The sequence below is a fragment of the Sphingomonas jeddahensis genome (genome assembly GCF_001981525.1).
GTDB classification, from domain to species: Bacteria; Pseudomonadota; Alphaproteobacteria; order Sphingomonadales; family Sphingomonadaceae; genus Sphingomonas; species Sphingomonas jeddahensis.
The window spans coordinates 149,634-173,244 of record NZ_MPSB01000003.1 but is presented as its reverse complement, the minus strand read 5'-3'; the positions used below and the strand labels follow the sequence as shown (position 1 = coordinate 173,244).

Genomic DNA, 23,611 nt, shown 5'->3' with positions numbered 1-23,611 from the left:
ATCAGACCGGCATGCTCATGATGTCCTTGTACGCGGACAAGATCTTGTTGCGGACTTGCAGCGTGGCCTCGAAGCCGACCGATGCCTCCTGGCGGGCGAGCATCACCTTGGCGATGTCCACCGTCTCGCCGCGCTCATAGGCTTCGGACAGGGCCGAGGCCTTTTGCGACTGGTTGTTGACCGACTGGAGCGCATTTTCCATCGTTGCGGCAAAGCTGCCCGAGGCGCCTTGCGGACCCGAAGCGGGCGCCGTCTGTTCGGCCGCGGCCGTCGCGTTCGCGCGGCTCAGGGCGGCGTTGCGTTCCAGGATCTGGGCACGAAGCGCCATCACCCGGTCGATCCCGCCTACACCACCAACACCACTCATGCCGTCAGTCTCCGATCATGCGGCGCGGCGATCTCTTCGCCCTGCTCGCGCGCCTTTGCGAGGCGGTAACGCAAGGTTCGTTCCGAAATGCCCAGACGGCGGGCAGTCTCGATACGATTTCCGCCGCACGCCTTCAAAGTCTCGCGGATCGCGGCGAATTCGGAAAGTTGGACAACCGCTCCAAGGGTGGCCGGGTTGTTGGCGAAGACGGCCGGGCGCGGGCTGCTGGCGCGGTCGAAGACGATGTGGCTCGCCTCAATCGTGTCACCGCCGCAGAACAGGAGCGCGCGCTGGATGACATTCTCGAGCTCACGCACGTTGCCGGGCCAATCGTGGCTGGCAAGCTTGGCGATCGCCTCGTGCGAGGGCCAGGGCACGATTGCGCGGGAACCAGCGTGGCGAAGGATCATCGTCGCGGCGAGCGCGGGCACGTCCTGCGACCGTTCGGCAAGCGAGCGCGTGGTGAGCGGGAAGACCGAGAGGCGGTAATAAAGATCGGCGCGGAAGCGGCCGGCGGCGACCTCCTCCTGCAAGTCGCGATTGGCGCAGGCGACGACCCGAACGTCGATCGGCACCGGGTGAGTTGCGCCGATCGGCACCACTTCGCGCTCTTGCAGGACGCGCAGCAGCTTGGCCTGGAGCGGCAGCGGCATTTCGGCGATTTCGTCGAGCACGATCGTGCCGCCGTTCGCCGCGCGGAAGAAGCCGTCGCCGCCCGACGAAGCGCCGGTATAGCTACCCTTCACATGGCCGAACAGCATCGTCTCGAGCATGGTTTCCGGCAGCGCGGCGCAGTTGATGGCGATGAACGGGCCGTCGCGGCGGTTGGAGTTGCGGTGGATCGCGCGGGCGAGCACTTCCTTGCCGGTGCCCGTGGGGCCGTTGATGAGCACGGTGATGTCCGCCTCGGCGACGCGCTCGGCGAGGGCGAAGAGGGCGAGCGTCTCGGGATCGGCAGCGGTCGGCAGTTCTGGCCCGCCGGCGAGCGCGCGGACGAAGGCGTTGCCGACCACGGCATCCGCGTGATCGAAGGTCAGCCGCGCCGGTGCGCCATCACGAAAGGGCACGACCTGCCGCTCGCCCCGCGCCAGCACTACCGTACGCGCCGGGACCGGCGAAGTTTCGCCAGCGGCGACGAGGAAGGCGGTGTCAGGCTGCGGCCGATTGCTGCCGGTGGCGATGACGCTGAAGCCCTGCGCCCGCAGCGACGACACGAGTGCGACATGGCTTTCGGCAACGGCGGCAGACGGGATGATCGAGCGCAACATTCTTCCCCCTTCGGAACAACGCTACCACTAAACTGAAGTTGGTTAACGACCTGTTGAGGCGGCAGCCGGCCGGCAGGATATTTCCGGGCGCGTGGCCGCGAGCACACACTCGCCTACGCGTACGAGGGCGGGCGGGATCGCGCGCGCGGGCGCGAGGCAGTGGGCGGGGGCAGCGCTTTGCCGGGCGGCGGCAGATCGCGGCAAAAACCTGCCGGTTGCCGCCGGTGCCGGGGGTTCGCCGGGGCGAAGCGAAAAAGTTCTAAAGGGTTTCGGGTGGCGGCCGTTTCGTATGGCGACGGCTCGGACTTCCGCTCTGGGGGCGGCGGCGAGACCGTAGGCACAAAGGAACCTCGACCATGACCGTTATCAACAGCAACATCTCGTCGCTGCGCGCCAGCAACGCTTCGAACAAGGCGCAATCGGCGCTGTCGACCGCGATGGAGCGTCTGTCGACGGGCAAGCGCATCAATTCGGCGAAGGACGACGCGGCCGGCCTCGCCATCTCGCAGTCAATGACCGCGCAGATCCGCGGCATGAACCAGGGCATCCGCAACGCCAATGACGGTATTTCGATGGCGCAGACGGCCGAAGGCGCGCTTGATGAAGTGACGAACATGTTGCAGCGCATGCGCGAGCTGGGCGTTCAGGCGGCTAACGGCACGTATTCGGCGGATGATATTGCCAACATTCGCTCTGAGCAGCTCGCGTTGAAGACCCAGATCAGCTCCGTCATTTCGGACACGAAGTTCAACGAGAAGAACCTGTTCGACGCCGCTGCAGCGACGGGTTTCAACATTCAGACCGGCAGCACGGCGATCACGCTCAAGTCGACTGATTTCACCGCAGCCGGCGGACTGAAGACGGTGACGGATCTCTCGTTTGCTGACGCTACGGCTGCCAACAACGCGACCACTGCGCAGTATGACGCAGCGATCAAGCAGGTTTCACAGGCCCGGGCCAGCCTGGGCGCAACCCAGAACCAGCTTGAGTCGGCCGTCAACAACATGACCTCGAATGTCACCAATCTGTCGGATGCACGCAGCCGCATCGAAGACGCAGACTTCTCGGAAGAGTCGACCAACCTCGCCAAGGCGCAGATCCTGTCGCAGGCGTCGACCGCAATGCTGGCGCAGGCCAACCAGTCGCAGCAGGGCGTGATGAAGCTGCTCGGCTAATCCGTTGGCGGCACCGGCATCGCCCCCAAACGGGTGTCGGTGCCGCTCCGCTCAGTGTAGCAGACGGACGAGGGAACCCGGTGGCCTTAGGCTGCCGGGTTTTCGCGTTTGTGGCTCGCGCCATACCTGCCGTTCGTGTCGAGCAATGTCGAGACACTAAGCGCAGCGCCCGGGGCACGTCCCTCGACGTTGCTCGGAACGAACAAATGAGGTCGACCTTGCGGCGAGGATCGCGTGGGTGGCTAGGCGACGACGCGATAGTCGATCGGTTTGAAGCTGCCGCCGTTGGAGGAATAAGCGGAACAGGCGGTGAGGCCGATGACGAGATCCATCGCGGCGCGAAAGACGATCTTGTCGCCCGGCTTGCTGATTGGGGGCAAGACTTCGAGCTTTCCTGTCGCGCCGTTCACCGGCACGTTCATGAAGCAGTTGAAGGCGCAGGGGATCATGTCCTCGGTGACGCCATAGGGCGCCAGCGCTTCCGCGAGATTGCCGAAGCAGCCGCGGTGGAGCGGCTTGTCCGGGTAGAAATGCCGGAACGTGTCGTAGCTGCACGGGGTGAGCAGGAAATCGTGGCGGCCGACGTCGTCGGCGACGATCTCCAGCATGGCACGCGAACGGTTGGAATAGAGCGTGTGGCCGGTGGTGAGATAGATCGTCTCGGCGTAATCGAAGGTGCGGCCCGAGGAGATCGCTTCCCCTACATCGGCCGCGTTAAAGGCGAGTAGGTCGGCGACCTGGACGCCCTTGGGATCGATCACTTGGAGCAGGGCACCGGCGGGTAGCTTGAACGCGGTGCCGCTGCGTTCGGGAATACGGGTCGGTTCAGTCATTCTGACCTTGGTAGTGGAAGGGGCAGCGCCAGCTCTCCTCGACCACACGGCCGCTATATTGCCGCGCCTCGCTCGACTCGCCGTGGCGGGCGAGCATCGGGTTTCGCGTGCCCGCTAGCGCCTCGTCGCGGACGAGGATCTTCTCGCGCATGCTCTCGTAAAGGCCGTCGGCGCGCAGGATTTCGAACTGGTCGTGCAGGTTGAACACCAAAGTCGGCTTGGCGAAGCGGCGCGCCGGGCGGCTGGCGTTGGGGTGCAGGCCGACCACAAAGAAGGCCTCGCCGCCGAAGCTCAGCGAGAAATGGGTGTCATCCGGGTTGGGGCTGACGCGGGTGTCATATTCCTGGCCGCGCCACACGTCCTTGTCGGATAGCGATTGGATGCGCGTCCACAATGATTGCTCGAACTCGGCTTCGCTGAGCTCCGTCGGGCCGTTGAAGACGACGGCAAAGCTTCGGTAAAGCGCCGGCTCCTCACGATACGCTTCGGCGAAGCGGAGCAGACCGTCGTGTATGCGCAGATCGTCCCAGCCGCTGTCGATGCGATTGCAGGCGAGGACGTTGAGCGTACCCTTCGCAAGCGCGGCCTTCGCGCCGACGCAGGGGAACAGGCGATCCTGGACATGTTCCTCAAGCAGGCGCTCGAAACGGTCCTGGTCCTCGTGGCGCCAGGGGAACAAGGGTGTGACAGGCGCAGGCATGGGTGGAAGATACGCGTAGGCGGGGCGCCGTGTTCCCGGGATTCGGGCTGATCTGGGTTAGGAGCCCTCCCCGCTCGCCCTGAGCCTCTCGAAGAGCTGCCTTATCTTTCCAAGAAAGTGCAGGGTTTCGACAAGCTCAGCCGAATGGGGTTGAGGGTGCTCAGCCCCGCAGCAGCGCCTTCTTGAGCTTCGCGTGCGCGGCGCTCTTGATCTGGCAGACGCGGGCGGCGCCGACCCCCAGTACCTCGCCGATTTCCTCGAGGTTCAGTTCCTCGACGTGGTAAAGCTGGATCACCATCTGCTCCCGCTCGGGCAGTGCGGTGATCGCCGCAATCAGGCGGTCGCGCTGCTGGCCTTCGGCAAGCTGGTCGAAGGCGCTGGGTTCGTCGCTGGCGAACCAAGGTTGGTCGTCGGCATAGACTTCATCGATCGAATCGAACTTCACCGCGTCCGCCGTGGCATAATCCGCGCGCAGCTTTTCGACGGTGATGCCGATGCGGGTCGCGATCTCGCCTTCCCCCGGCGCCCGGCGCAGCTCGGCAGTGAGCGCTTTCACCGCATTGTTATAGTCGCGGCGGCGCTTGATCGCACCGCGCGTCATGGCGGCATGACGGCGCAGTTCGTCAATCATCGCGCCGCGCAGGCGGGTGGTGAGATATTGCTTGAACGTGACCTGCCCCCGATCCTCAAAGGCGGTCGCCGCCTCGACCAACGCCACCAAACCTGTCTGCACGAGATCCTCCACCTCGACCGCTGTCGAGACGCTGCCGTGAATGTGCCAGGCGAGCCGGCGGACGAGCGGCAGATGCTCGCGCACCAGCGCCCCCTCCTCGCGTGCGCGCGGGCGCGGAGAATAGGTGAGCGGGGTCGCGTTCTCAAAGGCTGAGCGCATCGGCAGCGCGCTCATGCTGCCAGCGCCTGCGGCTGATGGCCGCCGATTGCCGGATGCGTGTCGTTGGCGCCGATCACGGCGACGACCTCGACGGCCTTGTCCTCGGGAACTTCGAAGAAGCTCATGACGGGGGTATCCGGCAGGACGGTCTTGACCAATTTGCGCACCGCCACGCGGATCGCGGGCTGGACGACGAGCGCGAAGGGCTTTGCCTCGGCAATCATCGGCTGAGCGGCGCGCTGAAGCGCATCGACGATGCGGCGGCCGAGATCGGGCTCAATGACGTGGCGGCGCGACGGATCGGCGCGCATCGCCTGACCGAGCAGGCCCTCGAGCCCGCCCTCCAACGTCATCACCCGCAGCGGCTCGCGCACGCCGCAGAGCTTCTGGATGATGAGAGGCCCAAGTTCCGGGCGGATCAGCTCGACGATCTCCTCGGCATCCTGCGTGCGCTGCGCGATCACCGCCACGGCGGCGGCGATGCGGCGGAATTCCTTGAGGGTGATGCCCTCGTTGAGGAGTGCCTTGAGCACGCTGGTGAGCGTGGTTAGCGAGAGCGGCGACGGGCACAGCGAGGCAACGAGCTGCGGATTGCGCTCCTTGAGGCCCTCGAGCAGCGCCTGCACCTCGTCGGCGCCGAGCATGTCGGCGGCATTGGCGCCGAGGGCGTGGTTAAGGTGGGTGGCGATGACGGTGCCGGAGTCGACCACGAGGAAGCCGGCGCCGGTGGCGGCATCGGCGTCGCCGGGCGCGATCCAGGTCGCGTCGAGGCCGAAGGTGGGGTCCTTGGCCTTCTTGCCCTTAAGCTCGCCGAAGCCGGTGCCAGTGTCGAGCGCCAGCATCTCGTCGGGCGAGACCTGGTCCTCGCCGACCACCACGCCGCCGACGACGAGACGATAGGTGTAGGGCGCGAGGTTGATGTCGTCGCGCACCTTTACCTGCGGGACGACGAAGCCGAGTTCCTTGGACAGCTGGCGGCGCACGCCAGTGATCCGCGCCATTAGCGGCGCGCCCTTGCGCTCATCCACCAAGGGCACGAGGCCGTAGCCGATGTCGAGGTTGACGAGCATGCCATCGGTCACTTCCTCCCAGCCGATGCGGGACTGGTCGATGGGCTCGGCAGGTGCGGCTTCTTCGATCGGGGCGGGGCGCTGGGCGATCTTGTGCAGCTTCCAAGCGGCGAAGCCGGCGATTCCGGCGGCGGGAAGCAGGATCATGTGCGGCATGCCGGGGAGCACACCGAGCAGGCCGAGGATGCCAGCGACGGGTGCCCATGTGCGCGGGCTGCCGAACTGGCTGCCGATCTGGCCGGCGAGATCCTTTTCGCTCGACACGCGGGTGACGATGGCGGCGGCGGCGATCGAGAGCATCAGCGCGGGGAGCTGCGCGACCAGCGCGTCGCCGATCGCGAGCAGCGTGTAGGTCTTGGCGGCGTCGGCAATCGATAGGCCGTGGCTGACCGGGCCGAGGATCAGGCCGCCGATGATGTTTGCGGCGAGGATCAGGATCGCGGCGATCGCGTCGCCCTTCACGAACTTCGACGAACCATCCATCGAGCCGTAGAAATCGGCTTCCGTCGCGACTTCGACGCGGCGCTTCTTGGCTTCGTCGGGGGTCATCAGGCCAGCGTTCAGATCGGCGTCGATCGCCATCTGCTTGCCGGGCAATGCATCGAGGGTGAAGCGGGCGGAGACTTCGGAGACGCGGCCGGCGCCCTTGGTCACCACGATCAAGTTGATGACCATCAAGATCGCGAAGACGAAGATGCCGACGATGTAATCGCCGCCGATCAGGAAGCTGCCGAACGCCTCGATGACATGGCCGGCCGCCGCCTCGCCCTCATGGCCATGGACCAGCACGACGCGGGTGGAGGCGACGTTGAGGCCGAGGCGGAACAAGGTGGTGAATAGCAGGACGGTCGGGAAGGACGAGAAATCGAGCGGCTTCTGCGCGTTCAGCGCGACCATCAGCACCGCGAGGCTGATCGCGATGTTGGTGACAAAGAAGATGTCGAGCAGGAAGGCCGGGATCGGCACGACCATGACGAGCACGAGCAGCAGGATCGCGGCGGGCAGCGCCGCCTGGCGTGAATTGGCGAGAAGCTTCACTGGATCAGCCCCCCATGCTCGCGAGCATCATGTACGCGAGCCGCGCATTGTCGGGTGACGGGCGGAGCAGGCTGGCGGTCTGGACGCGCGCCTCGGGCGTGTTGCGGCCCATGGCAGCGGTGGCCCAGCTCATCGCGTCGCTGGCGGACTGGTTGGCGCCGGTGATGACCGTGGCGCCCTCCATATCGAGCATCTGGGCGGCGAATTGCAGGCGCGGCAATTCGTTGCCGGTGTTGCCGGCAGGGGCGGCACCGCCGTCCGCGCCCGCGCCGAGCTTGGCGCCGAAGCGCTGGTAGACCTGCGCAAGCGAGCGGGCCGAGCCATCGCTGTTGTAGAACACCGGGCGGTTGGCGCGGGCAGCGGACGGGAACATGCTGGCGGCGGTGCGATCGGGCGACACCTGCATCGCGCGCAGGAACTGCTTGGCGCCGCCGAGACCGAGGAAGTGAGCCATGTAGAGATCGGTGCCATTCGCCTCGCGGCCAAGGCTCGCCTCCAGCGCGTCCTTGTTGTCGGAGGCGTGCTCGGCGGCCATCAGCGAGGCAACGTCGGGGTTGAAGCGCAAGTCGAGGATCGCGCGGCGCATGCCGGGATCGCTGACCGACAGGCGACCCGAGGAGGTGCGCTGGATGCCATCGGACGCCCAGGCCATGCCGTGCTTGGCGCCATGATCCTTCATCACGGCGAGCCAGCTTTGCTCAATGAACTGGTAGAGGCCGCTGGCCGAGGAGGTGCGCGCGCGGGCGGACGCGTTGAAGCCGCTTTCGACCTTTGCCTGACCCATCAGGTAATCGAAATCGATGCCGGTGCGGGCGGCGGCGCGCTGGATCGCGGACTGCACCCGGCCGGCGGTGGTATAGACGGCGTTGACGGTCATCGTTGCTGTGCGCACTTCCCTGTTCTTGAGGGAGTGATCAGCAAGAGACGTGCCAGTTGTTTAGGATGTTTCCTCCCCGGCGCAGGGGAGGCTAACAATGCACGGCATGGTGACAGAGCCGGCTTGGAGGAAGCGTGCGGTGAACCAAGCGCCTCTACCACTCGCCTGCGGCGAGCGGTCCCTCTCCCCACGCTTCGCGTAGGGAGGATTAAACGCACTACCTACGCGTAGGCCACGGGGCCGCGGCGGTAGGCGCTGCCGCCCTCGCCGGTCAAAAGCTGCAGGCGGCGGCGGACATTTGCCGCCATCAGGTTCACGTAGATGCGGCAGGTGTCGTTAAGGCGATCGGCCTCGTCGGCAAGCTCGCGCAGCTCCGGGCCGGCAGGACCTTCGTCGAGGCCGCGCAGCGTCTCGATCGCGACGAGCTTGGCCGAGGTCGCCTTTTCGAGACCCGCGACGTTATTGGATTTGAGCGCGTCGATCTCGCTGTGGAGCGTATCGATCACGCGGATCAGGGCGTCACGCCTTGTCATGCGACATCCATTCGTAGCGGGCAGCGATCAGCGTGTCCGCGATCGTTGTGGGCGAAAGGGGGAAGTTGCCACTGGCTACCGCCTGCTTGATGCGGGCGACGCGGTCCATGTCGACCGGCGCCGAGGCGGCAAGCTGGGCCGCAACCGTGGGCACCTGCGCTGTTCCCGGTTGCTTGGTGACGCTGGCGGCGGCGGCTGGCGTGGCCACGCGCGTCACCCCAGCGACCTTGTTCGTTGACAGTTTTGACCCGATTGAGTCGACCATGACCGTACCTGCTGCGCCTCGATACCGAGAGCTTAAACGGCCGGTGGCGCGACACCTTTAGGATTTTTTTCACTCTACCCAGCCGGGCAACGTCGCACGGCCGGACTCCACCGCCACGGCCTGTACGGGCATTTTGCCATCCTCGACCCGGACCATCAGCCGCTCACCCGCGGCAGCGTCCGCCATTGCGACGCCCGAGCGGGTGATGGAGAAGCCTTCCGACCCTGCCTCGATCATGATCGGATCGCCGCGACGGATGACCTTCACCGCCTTCGCCGGTGCAGCGGGAGCAACAGCGGTTCCAACCGCGGCGGGTGCAGCCGCCGCCTTGCGGATCGGGACGAACAGCCGCCACTCCGGGCCGGCGCACGTCACGACCACGGCATCATGCGCCTCCGTGCGCCACGACAGCGCGACGGTGGGGCATTGCGCCAGTTTCAGACGGCCATCGATCGCGGCGCGGGCACCCCCGTCATCGCCGATCCCACGGCCAGTGAAAGCGGCCACCGCCTTGTCGAGCGTGGCGGTATCCTGATGGGCAACGGCGCCGAGCGCCAGTGCAAGCGCGATCACTGTGTTTCTCCGGTGAAGGCTAAGGTGACGACCACCTGGCGGCGCGACGGCCGGTCGGCGGTGAGGATGACGAGGCGGTCGGCGGCGACCGGTGCGAGTGCAGCGCCGACAGCGCGTGCGCGGTCGGCGGCGAGCACGGCGGCGCTGCCGGTCGCCGGATCGACGTCAGCGGGCGTGCCGTCGACGGCGGCGGTGATGCGCAGCGACACCCGCGGGTCGCGCAGCGCCTCGCGCGCCCAGGCGATGAGGCTGTCGGGCGCGGTCGGGAGCGTCGCGGAGCCGGGCGCGAAGTTGAACATGCCGGCGGCGGCGACGGGAAGCGGATCGGCGGCGGGCTTTTCAGCGGAGGCGCCGAACGCGGCGCGGATGCCGCTCGCCAGTGCCTTACGATCGACCTGCTGGTTCGCCTGGAGCAGCACGAAGAAGCCGACCAGCAGCAAAGCGAGGTCAGCAAGCGTGATCAGCCACAAGGGGCGGCCTTGCGGCGCGGCGGGGAAATCGTCGGCGACCGTCATGCCGCTTCGCTCGGGTGATGCGGCGAGAAGCTGACCGGGCGCGGGCGCTCGCGCTCGGCCAGCGCGGCGAGCGGCGCTTCGAGGCGGCCGCGTTCGAATGCCTCGACGCGGGCGGCGGCGCGCAGGCGGTTGGCGATCGGCATGGCGACGAGGTTGGCGAGGAGCGCGCCGTAGAGTGTCGCGAGCAAGGCGACAGCCATGGCGCTGCCGATCGCCTGCGGATCGGCCATCTGCACGAACATCGCGACGAGGCCCACCAGGGTTCCGATCATGCCCATGGCAGGCGCGGCCTCGGCCATGCCCGCCCAGGCGTCGGCGGCGGCGACGTGGCGCTCGATGCGGGCGCGGCGTAGGTGCTGGAGGCGCGCCGCGACATGATCGGGGCCGTGGCCATCGACGATGTCGGCGACGGCGGCGGCGAGATCCTTGTCGGCGATCACCGAGCGGTCGAGCGCCATGGCGCCGTGACGGCGCGCGATGCGGCCGAAGGCGGTGATCTGTTCGAGCAATGGCTCGGCCGAGAAGCGGCGGCGCGGGAGGGTGCGCAGCGCTGCGATTGCGCGTGCAAGATCGGCGGCAGGGGTGCGCAGGATCGCCGACAGGATCGTCCCGCCGCCGACGATGGCCAGCGCGGTGGGATCGAGAAAGGTGGCGAGGTTCATGCGCGGGGCTACGCAAGGGACGGGCCAGATTGGTTGCGGGTGACGCCCTCGCCTCTCCGTTCGTCCCGAGCGCAGTCGAGGGACGAGCCGAGGAGGTGGCGCTTGTGTCCTGTCCCTCGACTTCGCTCGGGACGAACGATGGTGATGCCGTCATCCCGCCCTTGCGCCGGGATGACGTTGGTGGCGGGGCGAACGTCCTATCCTTCGTCATGCCGGGCTTGTCCCGGCATCCAGGCATCCGCAAACTCGCCGGCTGAGTATACGCGGCCCCCTGGATACCGGTATAGGCCGGCATGGCGGAGTGGGTGGTTCCGGCCTCAGCGCGCCCAAAGCCCGCGCCCCTCCGGCAAGCTTGCCGGCCGCCCGGCAAAGCCTTGCCGGCCCACCCTGCCGCACTCGGCAAACCGCTCCGACAGCTCCAATTGGCACATCCCTTGCTGAACACCCCGCGCACAGGACGTGCAGGAGATCACATGGCCAACGGCAATCTGTTCGGGGTTCACGGCGCGGCGCTTGAGGTGCGGGCGCAGCGGATGAACCTGCTTGCCTCGAACATCGCCAATGCGTCGACGCCAAACTTCAAGGCGAAGGACATCGACTTCACTCAGGCGCTGGCCTCGGTGGAGCGGCAGGGCGGGATCGATGGGGCGATGCTGTATCGCGTTCCCGATTCCCCTTCGATGGACGGCAATACGGTGGAGCTCAGCAAGGAGCAGACCGCCTTTGCCGAAAACGCCGTCCAGTATCAGACCACGCTCTCGTTCTTGAACGGGCGCATCAACCAGCTCACGCGCGCGCTCAAGGGAGAATAAGCCGTGGCGAACCAGCCCCTCTCGATCTTCCAGGTCGCCGGCCGCGCGATGTCTGCGCAGCTGACGCGGATGAACACCACTGCGTCCAATCTCGCCAATGCCGGCGCGGTGAGCGGTTCGGCCGAAACCGCCTATCGCAGCATGAAGCCGGTGTTCCGCACGCAGTTCGACCAAGCGAGCGGCATGGCCACCGTCGATGTCGAGCGCGTCGTGACCGCCGGCGAGGAGCCGACCAAGATCCGCGATCCCAACAACCCGATGGCCGATGCCGAGGGCTTTGTTTACCAGTCCGCCGTCGACGAGACGCGCGAGTTGGTCGACATGATGGAGACCGCGCGCTCCTATCAAAACAACGTGGAGGTGATGAACACCGCCAAGTCGCTGATCGTCGACACGCTGAAGATGGGGCGCTGATAGATGGCGACCTCCTTTGACACGACGCTGGGTAATCTGGGCATCAGCAGCACGGCCAAGACCGCGGCGAACAATGCGACCGCCAAGTCGGCATCGCTCGGCCAGGCCGATTTCCTGAAGCTGATGACCGCGCAGATGAAGAACCAGGATCCGTTCGATCCGGTCGACAACACGCAGATGGTTGCGCAGATGGCGCAATTCTCCTCGCTGGCCGGCATCACCGAGATGGGCTCGACGCTGAAGGCGATCGCCGACAAGCTCGGGGCGACCAGCATGCAGGATGCGGTGAGCTATGTCGGGCGCACGGTGCTGACGCCCGGCAATGTGGCGTACGGCCGCGCCTCGGGCGGGATCGCCGGCGCGGTGGAGCTTGGTGCCGACGCCAGCAACGTCGTCGTCTCGATCTCGGATGGGAACGGGCAGTTGCTGCACACCGCCGATCTGGGCGCGCAAAAGGCCGGCACGATCGCTTACGAGTGGGACGGCAAGACCGCCGCCGGCGCGGACGCCGGATCGGGTCCGTTCTCCGTCACCGTCACGGCCAACGACGGCACGCAAGGCGTCGCCGCGAACGGGCTCGTCTGGGCGCCGGTCACCTCCGTTTCGACCACCAGCGGCGCCGCCGTCCTCACCTTGCCGGGCATCGGCGAGGTCCCTGCCAGCGCCGTTCGCCAGATCGGCTGATTACCCCCCCCCCCCAAATCTCACCCTTTCCAGGAGTACCCCCGATGTCCTTCTACACTTCGCTTTCCGGCCTTCAGGCAGCGCAGACCGACATGTCGACCATCTCGCACAACATCGCCAACGTCTCGACCAATGGCTTCAAGAAAAGCCGCAGCGAATTCACCGACATCATGGCGTCCAACTTCACCAGCGATCCGCGCCGGCTGACCGGTTCGGGTGCGGCGCTGGCACAGAACAAGCAGATGTTCGGCGCAGGCAGCCTGGTAACCACCGGCTCCTCGCTTGACCTGGCGGTGGCCGGTGACGGCTTTTTCGCGGTGAAGACCATGACTTCCGGCGGCGCCACCACCGCTTATACCCGCAACGGCAGCTTCAGCGTCGATCCCAACCGCTACATCACCGACGCTCAGGGCAGCCGCCTGCAGGCGTTCTCCGTGGAAACCGACGGCACGGTTCCCAATGGCGGCACACTGGCCGATGTGCGCGTGCCGATGACAAGCGGTGAAGCGAAGGCAACCGGCGGCGTCACGCTGAAGGCTAACCTGAACGTCGGCGCGACGGTGCCGACCGATCCGACGTTCGATCCCGCAAAGCCGGCAAGCTACAACAATGCCACCAGCACGACGATCTATGACGACAAGGGCAACGCGCAGACGCTCACCAACTATTTCGTCCGCAAGGCACCGACTGACGCGGCGAGCACCGCCAGCGAGTGGACGGTGTACAGCTATGTCGGCGGCGAGAAGATGAACGACGGCACCGGCGTGGGCGTCAGCTTCGATGCCGCCGGCAATCTGACCTCCGATAATCTGACCCTCACCGTGCCGGTTGCCGGCTCCACCGACCCGCGCACGATCAAGCTCGACCTCACCGGCAGCACCGCCGCAAAGCAGCCGTTCTCGATCGAGTCGCGCAGCCAGGACGGCACCGCGTTGGGCGAGTTCGCCGGCATCACCGTCGACAACGCCGGCATCATCACCGCCAGCTATTCCAACGGTGACGCGGTGAAGCTGGGCAAGGTGGCATTGGCGAACTTCGTCAATCCGACCGGCCTGCGCCAGAACGGCGGGCAATATTGGAGCGCGACCGGCCTGTCGGGCACGGCCACGGTAGGCGCGGCGAACGAGAACGGCTTTGGCAAGCTGATGTCGGGCACCATCGAGGGATCGAACGTCGATATCACGGAAGAGCTGGTCGAGCTGATCGCGGCGCAGCGCAACTTCCAGGCGAACGCCAAGGCGCTCGATACCTCCAGCCAGATCTCGCAGACGATCTTCAACATCCGCGCGTGATTCTGGCCTGACTCTTGCTCTCCGTTCGGGCTGAGCCTGTCGAAGCCTTGCTCTTCTTCCTCGAAGAAAAGGGCAGTCCTTCGACAAGCTCAGGACGAACGGAAGAGAAGACCCAAGGATAAGCGATGGACAAGCTGGTCTACACGGCGGCGACAGGCCTCAAGGCGCACATGGCGGCGCAGGCCGCGATCGCCAACAATATGGCGAACGCCTCCACCACCGGCTTTCGTGCCGATCGCGTCGTATTCGACCGGATCGAGCTGAAGGGCGGCGGCGCGCGCTTCGAGGCACGCGCGCCGGCGGCCGAGGAAGTGACAGACGCGGATCGCAGCGTCGGCGCGATCGTGCAGACCGGCCGCAATCTCGACGTGGCGCTGACTGACAGCGACACGTGGCTGACGGTGCAGGCGCCCGACGGGACCGAGGCGTACACGCGCCGCGGCGACCTGACCGTCACCGCGTCGGGCACGCTGCAGACAGGGGACGGGTATCTGGTGATGGGGTCGGGGGGCCCCATCACCATCCCGCCGTATAACTCACTGTCGATCGGATCGGACGGGTCGATCTCGATCGTCCCGCAGGGTGGCGCGGCCACCGACGCCACCGTCGTCGACAAGCTCAAGCTCGTCTCGGACAAGGGCTCCACGACGGTGAAGGGGCTCGACAACCTCATGCACGTGCGCGGGGGCGGAGTGCTGCCCGAGAATATGGACGCCAAGATCGCGTCCGGCTCGCTCGAGCAGAGCAACGTCAACATGACTCAGGTGCTGGTCGACATGATCGAGAACCAGCGCAGCTACGAGGTCCAGGCCAACTTGCTCAAGGAAGCCAAGACCATGGACGAAGGCGCCGCATCCGTGATGCGGATGCCCGGCTGATCCCCCGCGCGATTTGTAAGGAAACAAGGACATGACCACCGCCGCCATGCACATCGCGCGTACCGGGCTCGACGCCCAGGATACGCGCATGCGGGTGATCTCGAACAACCTCGCGAACGTGAACACCACTGGGTACAAGCGCGATCGCGCCTCGTTCGAGACGCTGAGCTATCAGGTGATCACCGCACCGGGTGCGCAATCGACGCAGGAAACACGTTATGCCACCGGGCTGAACCTGGGCACCGGCGTGCGCGTGCAGGCCAATGCACGGATCGACACGCAAGGGTCGCTCAACACCACCGGCAACAGCCTCGACATGGCGCTGGACGGCGACGGATATTTTCAGGTGCAGCTGCCGGGCGGGCAGCTGGGCTATACCCGCGCGGGCAATTTCTCGCGTTCGCCCGAGGGGCTGCTGATCACCAGCGAGGGGTATCAGGTGATGCCGGGCATCAACGTGCCCGAAAACGCCACCGCCATCACCATCGGCATGGACGGCACCGTATCCGCCACCATCCCGGGCCAGGCGGAAGCGGCAAACCTGGGTCAGATCCAAGTTGCAAGCTTTCCGAACACCGCTGGCCTTCAGTCGATCGGCGACAACTACCTCGTCGAAACCGCCGCGTCGGGCACCGCCAACATGGGGGTCCCGGGCGAAGACGGTCGCGGCAAGATCCGCCAGGGCATGCTGGAGGCGTCGAACGTCAATGTCGTCGAGGAGCTGGTCGACATGATTGAGACGCAGCGGGCGTATGAGGTTAATTCCAAGATGATCTCCGCGACCGACGACATGCTCAAGTACGTCAACCAGAACATCTGATGGCCATGCGCGCTCTCACCCTTGCGGCCACCATGCTGGTGGTCGCGGCGCCGGCACAAGCCGGGCTGTTCGGCAAGAAGAAGCCGGCGGAAGACTTCACCGCGGTGCATCCGATGCCGGTTGCCGCGCCTGCACCGGCGCCGGCGACGGGTTCGATCTTCCAGGTGGCGGATGGCTATGCCGCGCTGCACGAAGGCTGGCGGGCGCGGCGGGTCGGCGATCCGCTGACCATCGTGCTGGTAGAGCGGACGGCGGCGTCCAAGTCCTCGACCTCCAAGCTCGATTCGGGTGGTGGGTTCGGCATCACGCCGCCGACCACCGGGCCGCTCAACCTGTTCAATACCACCGATGCGAGCATCAGCGGCACGCGCGGGTTCAACGGCACCGGCACCGCTGGCCAGGCCAATTCGCTGTCGGGCGAAATCTCGGTGACGGTGGCGCAGGTCTATCCCAACGGCACGATGCTGGTGCAGGGCCAGAAGCGCGTAACCCTCAATCGCGGCGACGAATTCGTGCAGATCAAGGGGCTGGTGCGCACGGCCGACGTGGATCGCGACAATCGCGTGCTCTCCACGCGGGTGGCGGATGCGCAGATCGCCTATACCGGCAAGGGGGATGTGGCGCGTGCCGGACGGCAGGGCTGGCTGAGCCGGTTCTTCCAGGTGGTGAGCCCGTTCTGATCATGGGCGATCACCCCTCCCCCGTTCGGGCTGGAAGCTCAACCAGGCGCTCTCCTCCGCTCGTCCTGAGCTTGTCGAAGGACGTGCGACAGGCCGCGGCGGCGTTTGGGGCACGGGCTTCGACAGGCTCAGCCCGAACGGGAGTGATTGCACGCCTTGTGCCGATGTTAACCACATTTCCCCTAAACCGAGCATCATGACCATGGTCCGCACCCTTCTCGCCTGCCTTGCCGCGCTGATCGTCGCGACGACGCCTGCTGCGGCCGACCGGATCAAGGATCTGGGTGGCTTTCAGGGCATCCGGTCGAACCAGCTGACCGGCTATGGCGTGGTCGTCGGCCTGCCCGGCACGGGCGATGACAATCTCGAGTATACCGTGCAGTCGATGAAGGCGGTCGCCTCGCGCTTCGGCCTCCAGCTGCCGCCCAACGCGAACCAGGGGCTGAAGAATGCCGCGGTGGTGATGATCACCGCCGAGCTGCCGGCGTTCGCCAAGCCGGGGCAGCGGATCGACATTACGGTGTCTTCGATGGGCAAGGCCAAGTCCTTGCGTGGCGGCAGCCTGATCATGGCGCCGCTGCTCGGCGCGGACGGGCAGATCTATGCCATGGCGCAGGGCAATCTCGCCGTCGGTGGACTCGGCGCCGAGGGGCGTGACGGATCGCAGATCGTCGTCAACACGCCCTCGACCGGCCGCATTCCGGAGGGTGCGACGGTTGAGCGGGCGGTGGCGACCGGCTTTGCCAATTCGCCTAACCTCACCTTCAATCTCCAGCGGGCGGACTTCACGACGGCGCAGAATGTTGCGGCGGCGATCAACCAGAAGCTGGGCTTCGGCGTGGCGCAGGCGGTCGATGCGGTATCAGTGGCGGTGCGCGCACCGATGGGCGCGGACGTGCGCGCGACCTTGATGTCGACGATTGAGAATCTCGACGTCACCGCCGCCGAGCCGCCGGCCAAGGTGATCGTCAACGCGCGCTCGGGGACCGTTGTCATCAACTCCGCGGTGCGCGTCGGCGCGGCGGCGGTGACGCACGGCAAATTGACCGTGAGAATTGATGAGAATCAACGCATTAGCCAGCCGGCGCCCTTCAGCCGCGGGCAGACGGCGGTGGAGCAGAATTCGGGCGTGGCGGTGGACGAGGAGCGGCGGCCGATGTTCCTGCTCAATCCCGGCCCCAAGCTGGCCGACATCGTCAAGGCGGTGAACGCCATTGGCGCTTCCCCGGCCGACCTCGTCGCGATCCTGGAGGCGCTGAAGGAAGCCGGCGCGCTCAAGGCGGAGCTGATCGTCCTGTGAGCACTGGGCCAACACCAAGCACGATCGGGCACATCTCCGGCGCCACCGGCATCGATTCGGGCCTGAAGCGCACCGCCACGGGCGAAAACCTGAAGGCGGCGGGCCAGCAGTTCGAGTCGGTCTTCACGTCGATGATGCTGAAGTCGATGCGGCAGGCGAAGCTCGCCGATCCGCTGTTCGACAGCCAGGCGATCGACACGTTCCGCGACATGCAGGACCAGAAACTGGTGCAGCAGATGGCGGAGCACACGCCGCTAGGCATCGGCAAGGCGATGACCGATTTCCTGGCCCGTGGCCTTTCCGCCACAATCGCGGAAAATCAGGCGGGTGCGGAAAACGGTGCGGAACCAGATCCAAATCTTCAATCGAACTTAACCACGCCGCGCCGATAACACCGGCGTGAGCGATCTTCTGTCCATCGGCGCTTCGGGCGTCCGCGCGAATCAAGCTGCGCTGGCCGTGGTGTCGGAGAACATCGCGAATGCCGGCGTATCCGGTTATTCGCGGCGGACCGTCACGACCAAGGAAATCGTCAGCGTTTCCGGAACAACGGGGGCGACGAGCGGGCATGGCGTGTTCGTCACTGGCGTTAGCCGGGCGGCCGACCAGTTCAAGGCCGCCGCAGTGCGCAGCGCGGGCGCCGACCTCGCCCGTACCGAGGCGGGCGGCGTGTGGATGGATCGCATCCAATCGGCGCTGACCGGTTCGGGGCTCGACACGCGGCTCACCAGCTTCTTCAACGCGGCCAAGGCGGTGGCCGCGGATCCCACCGCCACTGCCCCGCGCGCGGCGATGCTGGAACAGGCACGCTCGCTCGCGGCGTCGTTCACCTCGACCGGCGCGGCGCTGGCTAATGCGACAACCGAGCTCGACGCGACGGCGGATCAGGCGGCGGCCGATCTCAACAGCCTGTCGGCGGCACTCGCCAAGGTGAACGAAGGGCTCGGCCGTGCCGGCCCGGGCACCGCGGGGGCGGCGAACCTCGCCGATCAGCGCGACGACTTGCTCGAAAAGATGAGCGCGATCGTCGACGTTTCCGCCAGCTTCGACGCGGCGGGCCGTGCGACGGTGCGTGCCGGTGCGGGCGCCGGGCAGGTTCTGGTCAGCGGCAATCAGGTCGGGACGGTCAGCTACGCGCGCAATGCCGAGGGCGCGGTCGCCTTCGCGGTGACCAACGGCAAGGACGTATCGGTGCTGACGCCGAATGGCGGGGCCTTGGGCGGCGTGGTCGATGGCGCGCAGCGGATCGCCGATGCGCGCGTCGAGCTCGGCGAAATGGCGAGCGCGTTCGTCGAAGGCGTCAACGACGTGCAGGCGGGTGGCCGCACGCTTGACGGCACGCCGGGCGAACCGCTCTTTGCCGTGGGCGCGGCGCCGACCGACATCAGCCTTGCCATGACCGATCCGCGCGGCATCGCCGCTGCGTCGGCCGGCGAAGGGACGCGCGGCAACGGCAATCTGGCGGCGCTCGAGGCCGTGCGGACGAGCGGCAAGTTCGAGGGCACGCTGACCGGCATGGTCGCGGACAATGCCGCCGCGATCCAGGCGCGCGGGATGGTCGCCGATGCCCAGGCCGCGATCCGTGGCAGCGCGATCACCGCGCGCGACACGATCTCGGGCGTCGATCTGGACAGCGAAGCGGTGGACCTGCTTCGTTTCCAGCAAGCCTATCAAGCGTCGAGCCGCGTCATCTCGATCGCGCGCGATACCTTTCAGACGCTGCTGGATATCCGCTGATGAGCGTTAATCTGTCCACCAATCTGTTCTACAATCGCTCAACCAGCGCGATGCAGAAGCTGTCGGCGCAGTTCGACAATCTCAACGAACAGATCTCCACCGGCAAGAAGCTGATCGCGCCATCCGACGATAGCGTCGGTTACCAGCGGTTGCAGGTGATCAGCCGGGCCAATGCCGATGGCAAGCAGGACGCGGCCAACGTCAAGATCGCGCAATCGGTGCTGCAACAGGCGGGCACCGCGCTGACGCAGATGACCGACCAGCTACAACGCGCGTCGGAACTGGTGATCCAGGCCAGGACCGGCACCAATTTGGACACCGCCAAGGAAGCGATCGCGACCGAACTGGCCGGCATCCTCGAATCGATCGTGTCGCTCGCCAATGGCAAGGACGCGCGCGGCATGCCGCTGTTTGGTGGCAAGGACGGCGACACGGCGGTGACCAACACCGGCGGCACCTTGGGTTTCGCCGAGGGCAAGGCAGCGGCGATCCCGATCGGCGACGGCCAGAGCGTCGAGGCGACCGTCAATGCCAAGGACTTCCTCTCCGTCGAGAATGGCGGCGACATCGGCAGTGCGCTGACCGCGATCGTCGCGGCGCTGCGCGCGGGCGAGCCGGTGCCGGAGGGCGCCGCGGACACGCTGACCGCAGTGTCGGATCAGGTGACCGCAACACAGGCCTCGCTGGGCGCGCGCGAGGCGCGGGTCGATTTGCAGGCGGCACAGATCAAGAGCGCGGCGGACGACCGCGAAGTGGCGCGCACCGGCATCGAGGATGCCGATGTGACCGAGACGGTGATCGAGTTGCAGAAGACAATGACGATCCTTCAAGCGACTCAGGCGAGCTTCTCCAAGCTCTCGAGCCTGTCGCTGTTCGATTATCTGCGGTGAGAAACTTGAGCTTCGCAGCAATCTCGAACCGGCGGAACCGGTTTTTCCGTTCGTACTAAGCTTGTCGAAGTACTTGCCTGGAACACGCCCTTCGACAAGCTCAGGGCGAACGGAGACAAGCTCGACACCAAAGGTAGCCACGCTCGCGACGAACGGCGGGTAAGCGCCAGATAAAACCCACGCCGCGGTAACCACTTGGCTACCTCCGCCGATTAAAGATCGGCTCACGTTTTCGCCCGGGGAATGCAATGTTTGCCGCCATCGGCCTCGTCGTCCTCATTGTCATGGTCTTCGGTGGCTTTGCCATAACCGGCGGGTCGCTTGGGCCCGTCCTGCATGCCTTGCCGCACGAAATGCTGATCATCGGCGGCGCGGCGGCAGGCGCACTGATCATCGGCAATTCGGGCAAGGAACTGAAGGCGATGGGCGGCGGCCTTGCCAAGGTGTTCAAAGGTCCGAAGTACAAGAAGCAGGATTATCTCGACGTCATCTTCCTGGTCAGCAAGCTGATGAAGATGCTGCGCATGGAAGGGCCGATCGCGCTGGAGCCGCATGTCGAGGATCCCAGATCCTCCGCGGTGTTTGCCGAATATCCCAAACTGCTGGCCGACCATACGCTCGTCAACCTGATCGCGGATACGCTGCGGCTTGTCGTCGTGTCTTCGGGCACGCTGGATGTGCATGCGGTGGAAGAGGTGATGGATAACGGCATCAAGACCCACCACCATGAGGTGGAGGGGCCGCACACCACCCTCTCCTCGCTTGCGGATGCGCTGCCGGCGCTGGGCATCGTCGCGGCGGTGCTGGGCGTGGTGAAGACGATGGGCTCGATCGACCAGCCGCCGTCGGTGCTGGGCGGGATGATCGGTTCGGCGCTGGTGGGCACGTTCCTCGGCGTGCTGCTGGCCTATGGCATCGTCAGCCCGCTCGCCTCACGGTTGAAGCAGGTGATCGATGCCGATGCGGCGATCTACCATGTGGTGAAGCAGATCATTGTCGCCTCTTTGCACGGCCACCCGCAGCCGCTGGTGATCGAAGCGGCCCGTTCGGGGATCGCACATGTCAACCAGCCTGGGTTCGCCGAGGTGTTCGACGGGTTGCGCGGGAAGTGATTGTTCACGCGAGGGCGGTAAGCCGGTCCAGAGCGACGCCGCAGGCGGGAGAGAAGAATAGCTCCCTCCTCGTTCGCCCTGAGCTTGTCGAAGGGTTGCCTTCCATTGTGAGGAAGGACGGGGCTTCGACAAGCTCAGCCCGAACGAGAGGGGTGACGCAGCCCCGCCTGCTGTCACTTCGCGTCTTCGCGCCTTCGTGTGAACAAAACCGGAGCGCCGCATAATGGCCGCGCGTGCGCCGCATGGGGCGAACCAGCCGCCCAAGATCATCGTCAAGAAGATCTATATCGAGGGACACGGCGGCCATCATGGCGGCGCGTGGAAGGTCGCTTATGCCGATTTCGTAACGGCGATGATGGCGTTCTTTCTCCTGATGTGGCTGCTCGGCGCCACCACCGAAAAACAGCGCAAGGGCATTGCCGATTATTTCGCGCCCACGATCCTCAACACCAAGTCGCTGGGCATCGGCGGCGGTGGATTGCTGGGCGGGCAATCGGTGACGACCGATCAAAGGACCGGGCCGCACGACGGCAATTCACGCATGCCCGCGATCGTGTCGCGTCCCGATGGCACCGGCGGGCCGCAGATGGGCACCGGCAAGAAGGGCTCGCTGCGGAGCCGCGAAGCGATCGCGGCGGAGGATCGCCAGAACTTCGCCAAGTTGAAGCAGCAGGTCGAGCAGCAATTGAAGGAGCGCAAGAGCCTGGCCGCGTTGGCCAAGCACATTCGCTTCACCATGACGCCGAACGGCATGCGGATCGACCTGGTCGATGATGCGGATTACTCCATGTTCGGGCTTGGCACGACGGCGCTGGAAAGCGATGCGGCGTCGCTGATCGGGATGGTGGCGGAAGGAATCCGCGCGACGCAAAATCCGATCATGATTCGCGGCCATACCGACAGCCTGCCCTATGGCGATCCGCGCGCGATGAATAACTGGATGCTCGCCACCGGCCGCGCCGAAGCGACCCGGCGACGGCTTGCGCTGGGCGGCATCCCCGAGAATCGTTTCCACCGCATCGAAGGTGTCGCCGATCGCGAGCCAATGATCGTCGACAACCCGCAGGACCCGCGCAATCGACGGGTGGCGATAACCTTGCTCTATCGCGCTGGCGCGTTCGGGCAGTAGGACGTCGGGGAACGCTTACGCCGCGGCGTCGCGTTCCTCGGCATCCACTTCGCCGGGCAGCGCCCAGTGCAGATCGCCCTTGCCCAGCACGCGGCCGTCGTGGCTAAGCACCGCGACTTGCTGAATCGGGCGATTGTCGCGGGCATCGACCAGGATCGGAAAGGCCGGGCAGCCGGTTTCCCAGCGTTCGCCCCATTGCCGCAGCGCGACCATCGTCGGCAGCAGCGCATACCCCTTGTCGGTGAGGCAGTAAGCGATCTTGCGACGATCCTCGGGGAGCGACTGCCGCTGCATGAGGCCGTGATCGACAAAACGGCCCAGCCGGCTGGCCAGAATGTTGCGCGCAATCCCCAGCTCTGACTGGAATTCCTCGAAATGCTGCAGCCCGTTGAATGCCGCGCGCAGGATCAAGAACGCCCAGCGTTCGCCCATCGTCTCCAGCGCGGCCGGAAGGCTGCATTCTCCTAGCGGCTCGCGCAGCTCGCCCATTGAAACTCCTCTTTCACATGAAGGTAACGCATTGCGCCATTGCCGCCGAATAGAAAATAATAGTAGCTAATTGCAACTCGCACCTGCGAGTTTTGTATTGAAACTCGCTTGCGCAGCATCTAGATGGAACACATTAGGTTTTTGGGAGTGTCCATCATGATTCGCATGCTCGCCAGTTCGGTTCTCGCTTCCGCTGCCCTGCTTGCCGCCGCTGGCGTTTCGGCTCAGCCGAACGGGGCCTATGTTGCAACGCCGGCCGCAGCGCCCACCAAATCCGTGCTGATGACCCGCGACACCGCGTGGCAGGTCCGGGACGGCGCCTATGTCGTCAGCAATGCGCCGATGCGTGAAATGGCTGCTTGCCAGCTCGTCGCCCGCAGCGCCGGCGCGCTGACCGGCTTCAGCGCCAATGGTCAGGCATTCGATGCCGCGCAGCTCGATGCGTGCAATGCCAAGGCCAAGGGCGGCAAGACGATGGTTGCTAAGACCGCAGCGGCGCCCGCCACTGCCAACTGATCGGCGCTCCCGCCGATAAACGGAGAGGGCCTGCACCCCACGGTGCGGGCCCTTTTCGTTACCAACCTTTTTTGTTGCAAAGAATGTCGT

The 23,611-nt window shown here is 65.9% G+C and carries 28 protein-coding genes; 15 read left to right on the top strand and 13 right to left on the bottom strand.

All coding sequences use genetic code 11. The annotated features are described in order from the left end of the window. Position 1 precedes the first annotated feature (1 nt). Entirely contained in the window at positions 2-367 is a 366-nt protein-coding gene (gene fliE, locus SPHI_RS04830) for a flagellar hook-basal body complex protein FliE (RefSeq protein WP_076743759.1), read from the bottom strand. Next, positions 364-1,632 (bottom strand): sigma-54 interaction domain-containing protein, encoded by a 1,269-nt coding sequence (locus tag SPHI_RS04825; protein ID WP_076743945.1) that lies wholly within the window; start codon positions 1,630-1,632, stop codon positions 364-366. The genes fliE and SPHI_RS04825 overlap by 4 nt, the downstream gene beginning before the upstream one ends. Before the next feature lie 359 nt (positions 1,633-1,991). Here SPHI_RS04825 and SPHI_RS04820 point away from each other — a divergent pair, with 359 nt between their 5' ends. Then, positions 1,992-2,810 (top strand): flagellin N-terminal helical domain-containing protein, encoded by an 819-nt coding sequence (locus tag SPHI_RS04820; protein ID WP_076743758.1) that lies wholly within the window; start codon positions 1,992-1,994, stop codon positions 2,808-2,810. Between the two features lie 242 nt (positions 2,811-3,052). Here the strand turns inward: SPHI_RS04820 and SPHI_RS04815 are convergent, their stop codons facing one another. From SPHI_RS04815 to SPHI_RS04770, 10 genes are all read right to left on the bottom strand, one after another. Continuing rightward, entirely contained in the window at positions 3,053-3,643 is a 591-nt protein-coding gene (locus SPHI_RS04815; protein ID WP_076743757.1) for a DUF1989 domain-containing protein, read from the bottom strand. Next, positions 3,636-4,343 (bottom strand): guanitoxin biosynthesis heme-dependent pre-guanitoxin N-hydroxylase GntA, encoded by a 708-nt coding sequence (gene gntA / locus SPHI_RS04810; RefSeq protein ID WP_076743756.1) that lies wholly within the window; start codon positions 4,341-4,343, stop codon positions 3,636-3,638. The genes SPHI_RS04815 and gntA overlap by 8 nt, the downstream gene beginning before the upstream one ends. A gap of 160 nt (positions 4,344-4,503) precedes the next feature. Next, a complete protein-coding gene (locus tag SPHI_RS04805; RefSeq protein ID WP_076743755.1) occupies positions 4,504-5,250 on the bottom strand; it encodes a sigma-70 family RNA polymerase sigma factor in 747 nt (248 codons plus the stop codon). After that, entirely contained in the window at positions 5,247-7,343 is a 2,097-nt protein-coding gene (gene flhA, locus SPHI_RS04800) for a flagellar biosynthesis protein FlhA (protein ID WP_076743754.1), read from the bottom strand. Before flhA ends, SPHI_RS04805 begins: the two co-directional genes overlap by 4 nt. Before the next feature lie 4 nt (positions 7,344-7,347). Then, positions 7,348-8,220: a lytic transglycosylase domain-containing protein gene (locus tag SPHI_RS04795; protein WP_076743753.1), complete on the bottom strand. Its 873-nt coding sequence runs from the start codon at positions 8,218-8,220 to the stop codon at positions 7,348-7,350. Between the two features lie 221 nt (positions 8,221-8,441). After that, the gene (locus SPHI_RS04790; protein ID WP_076743752.1) at positions 8,442-8,753 is read right to left on the bottom strand and encodes a flagellar protein FlgN; all 312 of its coding nucleotides are present in this window, start codon (positions 8,751-8,753) and stop codon (positions 8,442-8,444) included. Continuing rightward, positions 8,740-9,018: a flagellar biosynthesis anti-sigma factor FlgM gene (flgM, locus tag SPHI_RS04785; protein ID WP_076743751.1), complete on the bottom strand. Its 279-nt coding sequence runs from the start codon at positions 9,016-9,018 to the stop codon at positions 8,740-8,742. Before flgM ends, SPHI_RS04790 begins: the two co-directional genes overlap by 14 nt. 69 nt (positions 9,019-9,087) lie before the next feature. Then, positions 9,088-9,591: a flagella basal body P-ring formation protein FlgA gene (locus tag SPHI_RS04780; protein ID WP_076743750.1), complete on the bottom strand. Its 504-nt coding sequence runs from the start codon at positions 9,589-9,591 to the stop codon at positions 9,088-9,090. Then, positions 9,588-10,106: a flagellar motor protein MotB gene (locus SPHI_RS04775; protein WP_198927813.1), complete on the bottom strand. Its 519-nt coding sequence runs from the start codon at positions 10,104-10,106 to the stop codon at positions 9,588-9,590. Before SPHI_RS04775 ends, SPHI_RS04780 begins: the two co-directional genes overlap by 4 nt. Next, on the bottom strand, positions 10,103-10,768 hold the full coding sequence (locus SPHI_RS04770; protein ID WP_076743749.1) for a motility protein A: 666 nt from the start codon (positions 10,766-10,768) through the stop codon (positions 10,103-10,105). Before SPHI_RS04770 ends, SPHI_RS04775 begins: the two co-directional genes overlap by 4 nt. Before the next feature lie 473 nt (positions 10,769-11,241). Here SPHI_RS04770 and SPHI_RS04765 point away from each other — a divergent pair, with 473 nt between their 5' ends. The 13 genes from SPHI_RS04765 to SPHI_RS04705 all read left to right on the top strand — a co-directional run bounded on the left by SPHI_RS04765 (position 11,242) and on the right by SPHI_RS04705 (position 22,516). Continuing rightward, entirely contained in the window at positions 11,242-11,580 is a 339-nt protein-coding gene (locus SPHI_RS04765) for a flagellar basal body rod protein FlgB (protein WP_076743748.1), read from the top strand. A gap of 3 nt (positions 11,581-11,583) precedes the next feature. Beyond that, positions 11,584-11,994: a flagellar basal body rod protein FlgC gene (gene flgC / locus SPHI_RS04760; RefSeq protein WP_076743747.1), complete on the top strand. Its 411-nt coding sequence runs from the start codon at positions 11,584-11,586 to the stop codon at positions 11,992-11,994. A 3-nt stretch (positions 11,995-11,997) separates the two neighbouring features. Further along, positions 11,998-12,678, top strand: a complete 681-nt coding sequence (locus SPHI_RS04755) for a flagellar hook assembly protein FlgD (protein ID WP_076743746.1) — start codon at positions 11,998-12,000, stop codon at positions 12,676-12,678. Between the two features lie 44 nt (positions 12,679-12,722). Beyond that, on the top strand, positions 12,723-13,970 hold the full coding sequence (locus tag SPHI_RS04750) for a flagellar hook protein FlgE (RefSeq protein WP_076743745.1): 1,248 nt from the start codon (positions 12,723-12,725) through the stop codon (positions 13,968-13,970). Positions 13,971-14,095: 125 nt separating this feature from the next. Next, complete coding sequence (locus SPHI_RS04745; protein ID WP_076743744.1) at positions 14,096-14,848, top strand: flagellar basal body rod protein FlgF; 753 nt, start codon at positions 14,096-14,098, stop codon at positions 14,846-14,848. A 31-nt stretch (positions 14,849-14,879) separates the two neighbouring features. Next, entirely contained in the window at positions 14,880-15,668 is a 789-nt protein-coding gene (gene flgG, locus SPHI_RS04740) for a flagellar basal-body rod protein FlgG (protein ID WP_076743743.1), read from the top strand. A gap of 5 nt (positions 15,669-15,673) precedes the next feature. Next, positions 15,674-16,348 (top strand): flagellar basal body L-ring protein FlgH, encoded by a 675-nt coding sequence (locus SPHI_RS04735; protein ID WP_076743943.1) that lies wholly within the window; start codon positions 15,674-15,676, stop codon positions 16,346-16,348. Between the two features lie 193 nt (positions 16,349-16,541). Next, the gene (locus tag SPHI_RS04730) at positions 16,542-17,648 is read left to right on the top strand and encodes a flagellar basal body P-ring protein FlgI (protein ID WP_198927822.1); all 1,107 of its coding nucleotides are present in this window, start codon (positions 16,542-16,544) and stop codon (positions 17,646-17,648) included. After that, positions 17,645-18,040, top strand: a complete 396-nt coding sequence (locus tag SPHI_RS04725; RefSeq protein ID WP_083719789.1) for a rod-binding protein — start codon at positions 17,645-17,647, stop codon at positions 18,038-18,040. Before SPHI_RS04730 ends, SPHI_RS04725 begins: the two co-directional genes overlap by 4 nt. Before the next feature lie 7 nt (positions 18,041-18,047). Next, positions 18,048-19,385 (top strand): flagellar hook-associated protein FlgK, encoded by a 1,338-nt coding sequence (flgK, locus tag SPHI_RS04720; protein ID WP_076743742.1) that lies wholly within the window; start codon positions 18,048-18,050, stop codon positions 19,383-19,385. Next, positions 19,385-20,275: a flagellar hook-associated protein FlgL gene (gene flgL / locus SPHI_RS04715; protein WP_076743741.1), complete on the top strand. Its 891-nt coding sequence runs from the start codon at positions 19,385-19,387 to the stop codon at positions 20,273-20,275. Before flgK ends, flgL begins: the two co-directional genes overlap by 1 nt. A 248-nt stretch (positions 20,276-20,523) precedes the next feature. Further along, positions 20,524-21,387 (top strand): flagellar motor stator protein MotA, encoded by an 864-nt coding sequence (gene motA, locus SPHI_RS04710; RefSeq protein ID WP_076743740.1) that lies wholly within the window; start codon positions 20,524-20,526, stop codon positions 21,385-21,387. A 223-nt stretch (positions 21,388-21,610) separates the two neighbouring features. Continuing rightward, on the top strand, positions 21,611-22,516 hold the full coding sequence (locus SPHI_RS04705; RefSeq protein WP_076743739.1) for a flagellar motor protein MotB: 906 nt from the start codon (positions 21,611-21,613) through the stop codon (positions 22,514-22,516). Positions 22,517-22,531: 15 nt separating this feature from the next. On the opposite strand, the gene SPHI_RS04700 is transcribed toward SPHI_RS04705, so the two are convergent. Further along, positions 22,532-23,005: a winged helix-turn-helix transcriptional regulator gene (locus tag SPHI_RS04700; protein WP_076743738.1), complete on the bottom strand. Its 474-nt coding sequence runs from the start codon at positions 23,003-23,005 to the stop codon at positions 22,532-22,534. Positions 23,006-23,161: 156 nt separating this feature from the next. Here SPHI_RS04700 and SPHI_RS04695 point away from each other — a divergent pair, with 156 nt between their 5' ends. Beyond that, positions 23,162-23,521 (top strand): CC_3452 family protein, encoded by a 360-nt coding sequence (locus tag SPHI_RS04695; protein WP_076743737.1) that lies wholly within the window; start codon positions 23,162-23,164, stop codon positions 23,519-23,521. Positions 23,522-23,611: the final 90 nt, after the last annotated feature.

Coding starts and splice junctions, on each gene's coding strand:
- flgM (WP_076743751.1), bottom strand. CDS start 9,018: ATGGTCGACTCAATCGGGTCAAAACTGTCAACGAACAAGGTCGCTGGG.
- SPHI_RS04735 (WP_076743943.1), top strand. CDS start 15,674: ATGCGCGCTCTCACCCTTGCGGCCACCATGCTGGTGGTCGCGGCGCCG.
- flgL (WP_076743741.1), top strand. CDS start 19,385: ATGAGCGTTAATCTGTCCACCAATCTGTTCTACAATCGCTCAACCAGC.
- SPHI_RS04795 (WP_076743753.1), bottom strand. CDS start 8,220: ATGACCGTCAACGCCGTCTATACCACCGCCGGCCGGGTGCAGTCCGCG.
- SPHI_RS04705 (WP_076743739.1), top strand. CDS start 21,611: ATGGCCGCGCGTGCGCCGCATGGGGCGAACCAGCCGCCCAAGATCATC.
- motA (WP_076743740.1), top strand. CDS start 20,524: ATGTTTGCCGCCATCGGCCTCGTCGTCCTCATTGTCATGGTCTTCGGT.
- SPHI_RS04755 (WP_076743746.1), top strand. CDS start 11,998: ATGGCGACCTCCTTTGACACGACGCTGGGTAATCTGGGCATCAGCAGC.
- SPHI_RS04820 (WP_076743758.1), top strand. CDS start 1,992: ATGACCGTTATCAACAGCAACATCTCGTCGCTGCGCGCCAGCAACGCT.
- SPHI_RS04745 (WP_076743744.1), top strand. CDS start 14,096: ATGGACAAGCTGGTCTACACGGCGGCGACAGGCCTCAAGGCGCACATG.
- SPHI_RS04750 (WP_076743745.1), top strand. CDS start 12,723: ATGTCCTTCTACACTTCGCTTTCCGGCCTTCAGGCAGCGCAGACCGAC.
- fliE (WP_076743759.1), bottom strand. CDS start 367: ATGAGTGGTGTTGGTGGTGTAGGCGGGATCGACCGGGTGATGGCGCTT.
- flgG (WP_076743743.1), top strand. CDS start 14,880: ATGACCACCGCCGCCATGCACATCGCGCGTACCGGGCTCGACGCCCAG.
- SPHI_RS04770 (WP_076743749.1), bottom strand. CDS start 10,768: ATGAACCTCGCCACCTTTCTCGATCCCACCGCGCTGGCCATCGTCGGC.
- SPHI_RS04805 (WP_076743755.1), bottom strand. CDS start 5,250: ATGAGCGCGCTGCCGATGCGCTCAGCCTTTGAGAACGCGACCCCGCTC.
- SPHI_RS04765 (WP_076743748.1), top strand. CDS start 11,242: ATGGCCAACGGCAATCTGTTCGGGGTTCACGGCGCGGCGCTTGAGGTG.
- SPHI_RS04700 (WP_076743738.1), bottom strand. CDS start 23,005: ATGGGCGAGCTGCGCGAGCCGCTAGGAGAATGCAGCCTTCCGGCCGCG.
- SPHI_RS04775 (WP_198927813.1), bottom strand. CDS start 10,106: ATGACGGTCGCCGACGATTTCCCCGCCGCGCCGCAAGGCCGCCCCTTG.
- SPHI_RS04695 (WP_076743737.1), top strand. CDS start 23,162: ATGATTCGCATGCTCGCCAGTTCGGTTCTCGCTTCCGCTGCCCTGCTT.
- SPHI_RS04790 (WP_076743752.1), bottom strand. CDS start 8,753: ATGACAAGGCGTGACGCCCTGATCCGCGTGATCGATACGCTCCACAGC.
- gntA (WP_076743756.1), bottom strand. CDS start 4,343: ATGCCTGCGCCTGTCACACCCTTGTTCCCCTGGCGCCACGAGGACCAG.
- SPHI_RS04815 (WP_076743757.1), bottom strand. CDS start 3,643: ATGACTGAACCGACCCGTATTCCCGAACGCAGCGGCACCGCGTTCAAG.